This is a genomic window from Actinophytocola sp. (assembly GCF_035762905.1).
Classification (GTDB): domain Bacteria; phylum Actinomycetota; class Actinomycetes; order Mycobacteriales; family Pseudonocardiaceae; genus DASYTH01.
Genome location: NZ_DASUCC010000092.1, coordinates 1 through 14082 on the forward strand (window position 1 = coordinate 1; position 14082 = coordinate 14082).

Annotated in this window: 1 protein-coding gene; it reads left to right on the forward strand. The window is 74.3% G+C overall.

Annotated features, from left to right (window positions below; translation table 11 throughout):
* The coding region (locus VFV67_RS18115; protein WP_326471462.1) for a type I polyketide synthase at positions 1-14082 on the forward strand (14082 nt) is incomplete at both ends.

A 14082-nucleotide genomic window follows, 5' to 3' on the forward strand; every position in this document is an offset into this window, starting at 1 on the left:
GTCGCGATCCCGGTGCAACGCGCCGACCGCGACCAGGTGACCACCCTGCTCACCGCCGTGGCCACCGCCTGGGTCAACGGCAGCACCGTGGACTGGACCGCCGTGCAACCCGGCGGGAGTCCGGTCGACCTGCCCACCTATCCCTTCCAGCGGCGGCGGTACTGGGCCGGCCCCGGCACCGGATCAGAGCACCCGTTCCTGACCGGCGCGGTCACCCTCGCGTCCGGCGCGGGCACCGTGCTCACCGCCACGCTGAGCGTGTCCGCCCAGCCGTGGCTGGCCGACCACCGGGTGCTCGGCCGGATCCTGTTGCCCAGCACCGCGTTCGTCGAGCTGGCCCTGCTCGCCGGGGACCACGCCGGCCTTTCCCGGCTCGACGAGCTGACCCTCGAGGCCCCGCTCCTGGTGCCCGAGCGGGACACCGTGCAGCTCCAGGTCGGCGTGTCGGCCGACCGCGTGGTGGAGATCTACTCACGCACCGGTACCGAGGACGCCGGCTGGACCCTGCACGCCACCGGCGTGCTGGCGGAGGGCAGTCCGGTGACGCCGGCCACCGAGCCGGTCTGGCCGCCCGCAGGCGCCGAGATCGCCGACACCGGCCAGTGCTACCCGGACCTGGCCGCCGCCGGGCTCGACTACGGCCCGGCGTTCCAGGGCCTGCGGTCGGCCTGGCGCTGCGGCGACACCGTGGCCGCCGAGGTCGACCTGCCGGAGCCGGTGCGGGTCGAGGCCGGCCGGTTCGGCCTGCACCCGGCGCTGCTTGACGCGGCGCTGCACGTGGTCGCGCTGGACGGTCTGGCCGCCGCCCGCCTGCCGTTCGCCTGGTCCGGGGTGACGCTGCACGCCACCGGCGCCCCCGCGCTGCGCGTCCGGGTCACCAAGGCCGGAACGGAAACCCTGTCACTCCAGGCATTCGACGCCACCGGCGCCCCGGTGCTCACGGTGGACTCGCTGGCCCTGCGCCCGGTGTCGGCCCAGCAGCTCGAGGCCGCCGCCGGGCCGGACGACGCGCTGTTCGCCGTGCGCTGGACCCCGGTGTCCACTTCGGACCACTCGGACGAGCCGGTGGAGCTGGTCCGGCTGGACCAGGTCGGCGACCCGGTCCGGGAGACCACCCACCGGGTGCTAGCCGACCTGCGGTCCTGGCTCGCCGAGGGCTCGGGCCGGCTGGTGATCGTCACCCGCGGCGCGGTCGCCGCCACCCCTGGCGATCCCGTCGACGACCTGGCCGGGGCGGCCGCCGCCGGCCTGGTGCGCTCCGCGCAGGCCGAACACCCGGACCGGTTCGTGCTGGTCGACCGGGACGACAACACAGCCGAGGACACGTTGTTCGCCCTGCTGCCGCACGTGCTGGCCCTGGACGAGCCGCAGGTGGCCATCCGCGCCGGAACGGTTCTCGTGCCCCGGCTGGTGCGCGCCGCACCGGAGGCGAATGCGCGGCGCCCGCTGAACCCGGACGGCACCGTGCTGATCACCGGCGGCACCGGCACGCTCGGCGCCGAGCTGGCCCGGCATCTCGTTGCCACGCACGGGGTCCGGCACCTGGTGCTGACCAGCCGGCGCGGTCCGGACGCCCCCGGCGCCGCCGAGCTGGTGGCCGAGCTGGACGGCATGGGCGCGACCGCCACGGTGATCGCCTGCGACGCCGCCGACCGCACCGCGCTGGCCGCCGTGCTGGCCGGCCTCGAACACCCGCTGACCGGAGTGGTGCACTGCGCCGGGGTCACCGACGACGGCGTGCTCGAATCGCTGACCCCGCACCGGTTCGACGCCGTGCTGGACCCCAAGGCCGGCGCCGCGGTCAACCTGCACGTGCTGACCGCGGACCTGGACCTGGCGCTGTTCGCGCTCTACTCCTCGGTTTCCGCCACGTTCGGCACGCCCGGCCAGGCCAACTACGCGGCCGCGAACGCCGTGCTGGACGCGCTGGCCCAGCACCGGACGGCCCGCGGCCTGCCCGCGGTCTCGCTCGGCTGGGGCCTGTGGGAACAGGCCAGCGGGCTCAGCGGCCGGCTGACCGAGGTCGACCGGGCCCGGATCGCCCGGACCGGCGCCGCGCTGTCCACAGCGGACGGTCTGGCGCTGTTCGACACCGCGATCGGCACCGGCCTCGCCCACGTGCTGCCGACCCGGCTCAACCTCGCCGCGCTGCGCCGACAGACCCCGGTGCCTGCCCTGCTGCGCTCGCTGGTGCGGGTCCCGGTCCGGCGTGCCGCGGCCGGCGGCGCGGGCTCGCCGGATCTGGCCGGCCGGCTCGCCGGGCTGTCCCCGGCCGACACCGACCGGCTGCTGACCGAGCTGGTGCTGGCCGAGGTCGCCACGGTGCTCGGGCACGGCTCGGCCGGCGCGGTCGAGGTCGGCCAGGCGTTCAAGGACATCGGGTTCGACTCGCTCACCGCGGTGGAGCTGCGCAACCGGATCAACGCGGCGACCGGGCTGCGGCTGCCGCCGATCCTGATCTTCGACTATCCCACCCCGGCCGCGCTGGTGGCGTTCCTGCGGGCCGAACTGGCCGGTGCGGTCGCGGCCGGCGCCGGGTCGGTTGTCCGCGCCCGGGTCGACAAGGACCCGATCGCGATCGTGTCGATGGCCTGCCGCTACCCCGGCGGCGTGGCCTCCCCGGAGGATCTGTGGCGGCTGGTGGAATCCGGCGGGGACGCGGTCGGCGGGTACCCCACCGACCGCGGCTGGGATCTGGACGCCCTGCGGGACCGGACCGGCGACGGCGACGCGGGCGGGTTCCTCTACGACGCCGCCGACTTCGACGCCGCGCTGTTCGGGATCTCGCCGCGCGAGGCGCTGGCCATGGACCCGCAACAGCGGCTGCTGCTGGAGACCGCGTGGGAGGTGCTTGAGCGGGCCGGCATCGATCCGCTGTCCCTGCGCGGAACCCCGACCGGCGTGTTCGTCGGCTTCATGGCGCAGGACTACGGTCCGCGGCTGCACGACGCCACCGAGGAGCTCGGCGGGTACGTGTTCACCGGTAACACTCCCAGCGTCGCCTCCGGCCGGATCGCCTACACGTTCGGGTTGGAAGGGCCGGTGGTCACGGTCGACACCGCCTGCTCGTCGTCACTGGTGGCGCTGCACTGGGCCGCGCAGGCGCTGCGCTCCGGCGAGTGCGACCTGGCTCTGGTCGGCGGGGTGACCGTGATGTCCACGCCGGGCGCCTTCGTCGAGTTCAGCTGGCAGGGCGGGCTGGCCGCGGACGGCCGGTGCAAGTCGTTCTCCGCCACCGCGGACGGCACCGGCTGGTCCGAGGGCGTCGGCCTGTTGCTGGTCGAGCGGCTGTCCGACGCCCGGCGCAACGGGCACGAGGTGCTGGCCGTGGTGCGCGGCACGGCGGTCAATTCCGACGGCGCCTCCAACGGTCTCACCGCGCCCAACGGCCCGTCGCAGCGGCGCGTGATCCGGGCGGCGCTGGCCGACGCCGGGTTGGCACCGTCCGATGTGGACGCCGTGGAGGCGCACGGCACCGGCACCACGCTCGGCGACCCGATCGAGGCCGCCGCGCTGCTGGCCACCTACGGCCAGGACCGGGACACGCCGCTCTGGCTGGGTTCGGTCAAGTCGAACGTCGGGCACACCCAGGCCGCCGCCGGCGTGGCCGGCGCCATTAAGATGATCATGGCCATGCGGCACGGAATCCTGCCGCGCACCCTGCACGCCGATGCGCCCTCGCCGCACGTGGACTGGACCTCCGGCGCGGTCGAGCTGCTCACCGAGGCGCGACCCTGGGCGGCCGACCGTCCGCGCCGGGCCGGCATCTCCTCGTTCGGCATCAGCGGCACCAACGCGCACGCGATCATCGAGCAGGCGCCGCAGACCACACCCGCTCCGCCGCCGGCGACGGGCCCACCCCCGGTAGTGCTCTGGCCGGTGTCCGCCCGCACCGAAACCGGCGTGCGCACTCAGATCGACCGGCTGCGCGCCCTCGACGCCAACCCCATCGATGTCGCCCACTCGCTGGCCACCGGCCGGGCCGCCCTTGAACACCGGGCCGTGTTGCTCGGCGCCGATGCCGTGACCGGCGCGGTCACCCCCGGCCGCACCGCGTTCCTGTTCACCGGCCAGGGTTCCCAGCGCGCCGGCATGGGCAGGCAGCTCTACGACACCTACCCCGTGTTCGCCGAGGCACTGGACGCGGTGTGCACCCGGCTGGACCCGGAACTCGACCACCCGCTGCAACAGGTCCTCTTCACCGAGCCCGAGTTGTTGAACCAGACGGTGTTCACCCAGGCCGGCCTGTTCGCTCTGGAAGTGGCGCTGTTCCGCCTGCTGGAGTCGTGGGGGATCAAGCCGGACTTCCTGCTGGGCCACTCGATCGGCGAGCTGGCCGCCGCCCACGTGGCCGGGGTGCTGTCCCTCGATGACGCCTGCACGCTGGTCGCCGCGCGCGGAAGGCTGATGCAGGCCCTGCCCACCGGCGGCGCCATGCTCGCCGTGCGGGCCACCGAAACCGAGGTCGCCGAAGCCCTCGCCGGTCTCGAGGACCGGGTGAGCATCGCGGCGGTCAACGGCCCGACCTCGGTGGTGATCTCCGGCGATGCCGAGGCGATCGACGAGCTGGCTCCCCGGTGGGAGAAGACCAAACGACTGGTGGTCTCGCACGCGTTCCACTCGCCGCACATGGAACCCATGCTGGCCGAGTTCCGCGCCGTCGCGGAAACCCTGACCTACCACCCACCCCGGCTCCCCGTGATCACCGCTGGTGACCTGCTCGATCCCGAGTACTGGGTGCGGCACGTCCGCGACGCGGTCCGGTTCGCCGACGGCCTGGCCACCCTGAACGCCAACGGGGTCACCAAGTTCATCGAGCTGGGCCCGGACGGCGTGCTGTCCGCCCTGGTCGACGACGGTGTCGCGATGCCCACCCTGCGGGCCGGGCGTGACGAACCCACCACGCTGCTCACCGCCGTGGCCACCGCCTGGGTCAACGGGATCGCGCTGGACTGGCCGGCGCTGCTGCCCGGCGGCCGGCGAATCCCGTTGCCCACCTACGCCTTCGAGCGGGAACGGTACTGGGTGGACGGCCGGACCGGCACCGCCGGTGTCGCCGCCGCCGGGCTGGGCGCGGCCGGCCACCCGCTGCTGGGTGCGGCGGTGCCGCTGGCCGGCGGGGACGGTCTGGTGCTCACCGGCAGGGTCTCCCTGGCCAGCCACCCGTGGCTCGCCGACCATGCCGTGCACGACACGGTGCTGTTGCCGGGCACGGCGTTCGTCGAGTTGGCGCTGCACGCCGGGCAGTTGACGGGGCTTCCCCGGCTGGCCGAGCTGACCCTGGAGGGGCCGCTGACCCTGGATGGCCAGGGCGGCGTGCTGGTGCAGGTCGGTGTCGGCGAGGAGCAGCCGGACGGCACCCGGTCCGTCGCGGTGCACGCCAGGCCGGACGGCGCCGACTCGTGGACCAGGCACGCCACCGGCGTGCTCGCCGCCGAAACCGAGGCACCCCGAGGATTCTCGTTCGCCGAATGGCCGCCCGCGCTGGTCGAGCCGGTCGACCTGGCCGGCTGCTACCCGCGGCTCGCCGAACGCGGCCTCGGCTACGGCCCGGTGTTCCAGGGCCTGCGCGCGGCCTGGCGCACCGGCGACGGCGACGTGTACGCCGAGATCGCCCTGCCGGACGGCGAACCCGGTGCCGCGTTCGGGCTGCACCCGGCGCTGCTGGACGCCACCCTGCACGCGCTGGCCGCCGGCGGTCTGCTGGACGAGCCGGACAGCGCCTACCTGCCGTTCGTGTGGTCGGGGGTGTCGCTGCACGCGGTGGGCGCGTCCGTGCTGCGGGCCCGGCTGTCTCGGGTGGGCCCGGACACCTTCGCCCTGTGGCTGGCCGACGGCGCCGGAAACCCGGTGGCCGCTGTGGAGTCGCTGACCGTCCGGGCGGTCACCGGCGCGCACCTGGCCCACCGGCCCGGCGCCGGATCGCTGTTCGCCGTGGACTGGATCGAGGTCGAACCGGCCGGATCCGAGCTCGCCGTCGGCCTGGACGTGCCCGGCGACGACTCGGCCGAGGCGATCCGCGCCGCCACGCACGAGGCGCTTGCCGTGCTGCAAACCTGGCTGGCCGGCCCACCTTCCACCGACCGGCTGGCGGTGGTGACCAGGGGAGCGCTCACGGGTGCCGCCGTATCCGGACTGGTGCGCTCGGCGCAGACCGAGAACCCCGGCCGGATCGTCCTGGTGGACACCGACGACGACCCGGCCTCCGCCGCCATGCTCACCCGTCTGTCCGATGTGGACGAACCGCAGTTGGCCGTCCGCTCGGGGAAGCTGTTCGCCCCGAGGCTCACCAGGACCGCCCCCGCCGGCACCGAACCCACCGGGCTCGACCCGGACGGCGCGGTGCTGATCACCGGCGGCACCGGCACGCTCGGCGCGCTGCTTGCCGAGCATCTGGTGACCGCACACGGGGTTCGGCACCTGGTGCTGACCAGCAGGCGCGGCCCGGAGGCCCCCGGCGCCGCCGAACTGGCGGCCCGCCTTGCGGGGCTGGGCGCCGAGGCCCGGGTGATCGCCTGCGACGCGGCGGACCGCGCCGCGCTCGCCGCCGTGCTTGCCGACATCGAGCGCCCGTTGACCGGCGTGGTGCAGTGCGCCGGGGTGGCCGACGACGGCGTGCTGGAGTCGCTGACCGCGGCGCGGCTCGACACCGTGCTGCGCTCGAAGGTGGACGCGGCGCTGAACCTGCACGAGCTGACCGCCGGCCAGGATCTCGCCCTGTTCGCGCTGTACTCGTCGGTGGCCGCCACGTTCGGCACCGCCGGGCAGGCCAACTACGCCGCCGCCAACGCGGTGCTGGACGCGCTGGCGGTCCAGCGACACGCGGCCGGGCTGCCGGCGCTGTCCCTTGGCTGGGGGCTGTGGGCCCAGGCCAGCACGATCAGCGGGAACCTCACCGAGGTGGACCGCGCCCGGGCCGCGCGCACCGGCGCCGCACTGTCCACAGCGGACGGTTTGGCGTTGTTCGACGTCGCGCTCCGGTCCGGCCGCCCGCACCTGGTGGCGATGCGGCTCGATCCGGCGCGGCTGCGCGATGTTCCCGCGCTGCTGCGTGGGCTGGTCCGTGCGCCGGTCCGCCGGGCGGCGGGGGACGACGGCACCTCGCTCGGCCGGCGGTTGTCCCGGCTGCCCGCCGCCGAGGCGCACCGGGAACTGCTCGCCCTGGTGCGCGCCGAGGTCGCCGCGGTGCTCGGCCATTCCTCGGACGGCGCGGTCGCGCCGGATCGGGCGCTGAAGGACCTGGGCTTCGACTCGCTGACCGCGGTCGAGCTGCGCAACCGGATGAACGCCGTGACCGGGCTGCGGCTACCGGCCACGCTGGTGTTCGACTACCCGACACCGGCCGCGCTGGTGGAGTTCCTGCGCGGCGAGCTGATCGGCGCCGGGACCGCCGAGTCGGTCACCGCCGTGGCGACGGCGGTGGACGAGCCGGTGGCGATCGTCGGGATGGCCTGCCGGTACCCCGGCGGCGTGGCCTCGCCGGAGGACCTGTGGCGGCTGGTGGCGGCCGGCACCGATGCGGTCGGCGAGTTCCCGACCGACCGGGGCTGGGACCTGGGCGCGCTGCTCGGCGGCGCCAGTGCCACCGGGCAGGGCGGTTTCCTCTACGACGCGGGAGACTTCGACGCGGCGCTGTTCGGGATCTCCCCGCGCGAGGCGCTGGCCATGGACCCGCAGCAGCGGCTGTTGCTGGAGTCCGCGTGGGAGGTGCTCGAGCGGGCCGGCATCGATCCGCTGTCCCTGCGCGGAACCCCGACCGGCGTGTTCGTCGGCGCCATGTCCCAGGAGTACGGGCCGCCGCTGCATCAGGCACCCGCCGACCACGAGGGCTACCTGCTGACCGGCACCACCGGCAGCGTCGCCTCCGGCCGGATCGCCTACACCCTCGGCCTCGAAGGCCCGGCCGTCACCGTGGACACGGCCTGCTCGTCCTCCCTGGTGGCCCTGCACCTGGCCGCCCAGGCGCTGCGCTCCGGCGAGTGCTCGATGGCCCTTGCCGGTGGCGTGGCGGTGATCTCCACCCCCGGCATCTTCACCGAGTTCACCCGCCAGGGCGGCCTCGCGCCGGACGGCCGGTGCAAGGCCTTCTCGGCGGCGGCCGACGGCACCGGCTGGTCCGAAGGCGTCGGCATGCTCGCGCTGGAGCGGCTGTCCGACGCCCGGCGCAACGGCCACCGCATCCTTGCCGTGGTCCGGGGTTCCGCGGTCAACTCCGACGGCGCGTCCAACGGTCTGACCGCGCCCAACGGCCCGTCTCAGCAGCGCGTCATCCGCGCCGCACTGCGCAGTGCCGGGCTCGCACCGTCCGATGTGGACGCGGTGGAGGCGCACGGCACCGGCACCCGGCTCGGCGACCCCATCGAAGCCCGGGCCCTGCTCGCCACCTACGGTCAGGACCGGGACACCCCGCTGTGGCTGGGCTCGATCAAGTCCAACATCGGGCACACCCAGGCCGCCGCCGGGGTCGCCGGTGTGATCAAGATGGTCATGGCGATGCGCCACGCGACGCTGCCCGCCACCCTGCACACCACCGAGCCCTCGCCGCACGTGGACTGGTCGGCCGGACGAGTCGAACTGCTCACCGGCACCCAGCCATGGCCGTCCGCCCGGCCCCGCCGCGCCGGCATCTCCTCGTTCGGCATCAGCGGCACCAACGCCCACGCCATCATCGAACAGGCCCCCGAACCCGCGCCCGCCGCACCCACTCCCGAACCCGGTGTGCTGGTCTGGCTGTGGTCCGCCCGCACCGAACCGGCGCTTCGGGCCCAGGCCGACCGGCTGACCGCACTGCCCGGCGAGCTGTCGGCCGCCGACATCGCCCACTCCCTGGCCAGCACCCGCGCCGCCCTCGACCACCGCGCCGCCGTCATCGGCACCCACCCGGAGCTTGTCGCGGGACTGGCCAACCCACCCGTCCGGGGTACCGCCAGCACCGGCCCGGTCGCGTTCCTGTTCACCGGCCAGGGTTCCCAGCGCGCCGGCATGGGCAAGCGGCTCTACGACACCTATCCGACCTTCGCCAACGCCCTCGACGCGGTCTGCGCCCGCCTCGACCCCGAACTTGACCGCCCGCTCCGGGAAGTCCTCTTCGCCGACCCGGATCTGTTGCACCAGACGGTGTTCACCCAAGCCGGCCTGTTCGCCCTCGAGGTGTCCCTGTTCCGCCTGCTGGAATCCTGGGAGATCAAGCCGGACTTCCTGCTCGGCCACTCGATCGGCGAGTTGGCCGCCGCGCACGTGGCCGGCGTGCTGTCGTTGGACGACGCCTGCACGCTGGTCGCCGTGCGCGGAAGGCTGATGCAGGCCCTGCCGACCGGTGGCGCCATGCTCGCCGTGCAGGCCACCGAAACCGAGGTCGCCGAAGCCCTCGCCGGTCTCGAGGACCGGGTGAGCATCGCCGCGGTCAACGGCCCCACCGCCGTGGTGATCTCCGGTGACGCCGACGTGATCGAGGAGTTGGCGCCGCGCTGGGCCAGGACCAAACGTCTCACCGTGTCGCACGCGTTCCACTCGCCGCACATGGATCCGATGCTGGCCGAGTTCGCGGCGATCTGCGAGACCCTGACCTACCACCCACCCCGGATCCCCGTGGTGACCAACGGGAATGTGGTCGACCCCGAGTACTGGGTGCGGCACGTGCGGGATGCGGTCCGGTTCGCCGACGGCCTGGCCACCCTGGATGCCAACGGTGTCACCAGGTTCGTCGAGGTGGGACCCGATGGCGTGCTGTCCGCCCTTGTCGGGGCCGGGGTCGCGATTCCCGGCATGCGTGCCGGGCGTGACGAGGTGAGCACTCTGCTCACCGCCGTGGCCACAGCCTGGGTCAACGGCGTCACCGTGGACTGGACCGCAGTGCAGCCCGGGGGACGTCCGGTCGACCTGCCCACCTATGCCTTCCAGCGCGATCGGTACTGGCTCGCGGCCGACCCGCCGGGCGGGCCCGCCGACCCCGCGGAGGCCCGGTTCTGGGCCGCCGTCGACCAGCAGGACCTCGCCGCCGTCGCGGACACGCTCAACCTGCACGCCGACAACGGGTTGAGCACGGTGCTGCCCGCCCTGTCCGCCTGGCGCCGGGACCGCACCACCCAGTCCACAGTGGACGGCTGGCGGTACCGGATCGCCTGGACCCCGGTCCCCACCGGAACCGGCACCCCGGCCGGCACCTGGCTGGCCATCGGCACCGACGCCGCCGTGCCCGCCGCGCTGCGCGGTGCCGGTGTCGAGCTGACCGAACTGCCGGTCATCGCCGGCGAGGACCGCGCCGGCCTGGCCGACCGGCTGCGGGCCGCCGGCCCGGTGTCCGGCGTGCTGTCCCTGCCGGACCGCGACGTCGCCGACACCCTGACCCTGGTGCAGGCCATGGCCGACGCCGAACTGGACGTGCCGCTGTGGGCGCTGACCCGGGGCGCGGTGTCGGTCGGCCGGTCCGACCCGCTGACCGACGTGCCGGCCGCGCAGGTGTGGGGCCTCGGCCGGGTCGCGGCTCTTGAGCTGCCGCACCGGTTCGGCGGCCTGATCGACCTCCCCGGCACCCTCGACGACCGGGCCGCCGCGCGCCTGGCCGCACTGCTCGCCGACCGCGGCGAGGATCAGGTCGCGGTGCGCTCCGGCGGGGTGTTCGCCCGCCGGCTGGTCCGGGCCTCCGGCGTGGATGTGCTGCCGGGCAACGAGTGGCGGCCGACCGGTCCGGTGTTGATCACCGGGGGCACCGGCGCGCTCGGCGGGCACATCGCCCGCTGGCTGGCCGCCCGCGGCGCCACCGAACTGATCCTGGTCTCCCGCTCCGGCCCGACCGCCCCCGGCGCGGCCGAGCTGGTCGCCGAACTGGCCGACCTCGGCGCCGACGCCACCGTCGTGGCCGCCGACATCGCCGACCGCGACGAGGTTTCCGCGCTCCTGCAAGCGCATCCGGTCACCGCCGTCGTGCACGCCGCCGGCACCACCGGCCAGATCGGGCTGACCGAGCTGACCCCCGTGGCACTGCGCGACACCCTGCGCGCCAAGGTCGATGGGGCCCAACACCTGCACGAACTGCTCGCCGACACCCCTCTGGACGCATTCGTTCTCTTCTCGTCCATCGCCGGCATCTGGGGCAGCGGCGGCCAAGCCGCCTACGCCGCAGCCAACGCCCACCTCGACGCCCTCGCCCAACACCGCACCAACCAAGGACAACCCGCCACCGCCATCGCCTGGGGACCCTGGGCCGACGCCGGCATGCTGGTCGACTTCGACGCCGAGCAGTACCTGCGCCGCCGTGGCCTGGCGCCGATGTCGCCGGCTCTCGCGGTCACCGCACTGGGCAGCGCCGTCGCCGGCGGCCAGGCCTGCCTGACCATCGCCGACATCGACTGGGAGCGGTTCGCCCCGGCGTTCACCTCCACCCGGCCCAGCCCGCTGCTCACCGGTCTCCCCGAGGCGGCCGGCGCCGCACGCCCCGAGCCGGCCGACTCCGAGCTGGCGCACCGGCTGTCCGGCCTGTCCCCGGCCGAACGCCGGCAGGCGGTGTCCGAGCTGGTCCGCGCCGAGGCCGCCGCCGTGCTGGGGCACACCGACCCGGGCGCGGTCACCGCCGACCGGCCGTTCAAGGACATCGGCTTCGACTCGCTCACCGCGGTCGAGCTGCGCAACCGGCTGGGCACCGCCACCGGGCTCGCGCTGCCCGCCAGCCTGGTGTTCGACTACCCGACCGCGGCGGCCGTCGCCGGACACCTCGCCGACGCACTGGCCGGGGAAACCGCTGCCGCACCGGACATTCTCCGCACCGCTGCCGCGACCGACGAGCCGATCGCGGTGGTCGCGATGAGCTGCCGGTACCCCGGCGGCGTGACCACGCCGGAACAGCTGTGGGAGCTGGTCGCCGAGGGCCGGGACGGGATCTCCGGGTTCCCCGCCGACCGCGGCTGGGACACCACCGGCGAGGTGCCCTACACCCGGCAGGGCGGATTCGTTGCGGCCACCGGGTTCGACGCCGACCTGTTCGGCATCTCCCCGCGCGAGGCGCTGGCCATGGACCCGCAGCAGCGGCTGCTGCTGGAGTCCGCCTGGGAGCTGCTCGAGCGGGCCGGCATCGACCCGCATTCGTTGCGCGGCACGGCGACCGGCGTGTTCATCGGCGCCTCGGCATCCGGCTACGGCGCGGACGTGCCGGAGGAGATGGCCGGCCACGCGATGACCGGCACCTCCAACAGCGTGATCTCCGGCCGGGTGGCTTACACGTTCGGGCTGGAGGGTCCGGCGGTCACCGTGGACACCGCGTGCTCCTCGTCGCTGGTGGCCCTGCACCTCGCGGTCCAGGCGCTGCGTTCCGGGGAGTGCTCGATGGCACTGGCCGGCGGCGTGTGCGTGATGCCGACGACCGTGGTGTTCGAAGAGTTCAGCCGGCAGGGTGGGCTGGCCGCGGACGGGCGGTGCAAGCCGTTCGCCGCCGCCGCCGACGGCACCGGCTGGTCCGAGGGCGTCGGCCTGCTGCTGGTGGAACGGCTGTCCGAGGCGCGCCGCAACGGACACCGGGTGCTGGCCGTGGTACGTGGCACCGCGATCAACTCCGACGGCGCGTCCAACGGTCTCACCGCGCCGAACGGGCCGGCGCAGCAGCGGGTGATCCGCGCCGCGCTGCACAATGCCGGACTGGCACCGTCCGATGTGGACGTGGTGGAGGGTCACGGCACCGGCACCGTGCTCGGCGACCCGATCGAGGCCACCGCGCTGCTGGCCAGCTACGGCCGGGACCGGGACCGGCCGCTGTGGCTGGGTTCGCTGAAGTCCAACATCGGGCACACGCAGGCCGCCGCCGGGGTGGCCGGGGTGCTCAAGATGATCATGGCGATGCGGCACGGAGTCCTGCCGCGCACCCTGCACGTGGACCAGCCGTCCCCGCACGTCGACTGGTCGGCCGGCAATGTCGCACTGCTCACCGAGGCCCGGCCCTGGGACGTCGACCGGCCCCGCCGGGCCGGCGTGTCCTCGTTCGGCATCAGCGGAACCAACGCGCACGCGATCATCGAGCAGGCGCCCGAACCCGATACCGCTCGGGTCGCGGGTCCCGAGCCGGTCCTGGTGCCCTTGGTGCTGTCCGCGCAGTCGCCGGCCGCGTTGCGCGAGCAGGCCGAGCGACTGGCCGCCGTCGTGCCCGAACTGCCCGCCGCCGCCGTCGGAGCGGCGCTGGCCACCGGCCGGGCCGCGCTGGCCCACCGAGCCGTCATCCTGGACCCCACCCACCTGTCCGACCTGTCCGGTCCAGGCGTCGTGCGCGGCGTGGTCTCCGAGGGCCGCACCGCGTTCCTGTTCACCGGCCAGGGATCGCAACGGGTCGGCATGGGCCGCGACTTGTACGAGACCTACCCGGTGTTCGCCGACGCCCTGGACGCGGTCTGCGCCCGTCTCGACACCCAGCTGGACCACCCACTCCGGCAGGTCCTGTTCACCCACCCGGACCTGCTGAACCAGACCGTGTACACCCAGGCCGGGTTGTTCGCCCTCGAGGTGGCGCTGTTCCGCCTGTTGGAGTCCTGGGGTGTCACTCCGGATTTCCTGTTGGGGCATTCGATCGGTGAGTTGGCTGCCACATACGTGGCAGGCGTCCTGTCCTTGGACGATGTCTGCGTTCTTGTCGCTGCCCGCGGAAGGTTGATGCAGGCGCTGCCCACCGGCGGGGCGATGCTGGCCATACAGGCGACCGAGGCCGAGGTCATCGAAGCGATCGCCGGACTCGAGGACCGGGTGAGCATCGCGGCGGTCAACGGCCCGGCCTCGGTGGTGATCTCCGGCGACGTCGAGGTGATCGAGGAGCTGGCGCCGCGCTGGGCCAAGTCCAAGCGCCTGACCGTCTCGCACGCGTTCCATTCGCCGCACATGGACCCGATGCTGGCCGAGTTCCGCGCCGTGGCCGAAACCCTGACCTACCACTCACCCCGGATCCCGGTGGTGACCTCCGGTGACATCACCGACCCGGAGTACTGGGTGCGGCACGTCCGCGACGCGGTCCGGTTCGCCGACGGCCTCACCACGTTGCAGGGCAACGGGGTCACCCGGTTCCTCGAGCTGGGCCCGGACGGCGTGCTGTCGGCCATGGTCGGCGACGGG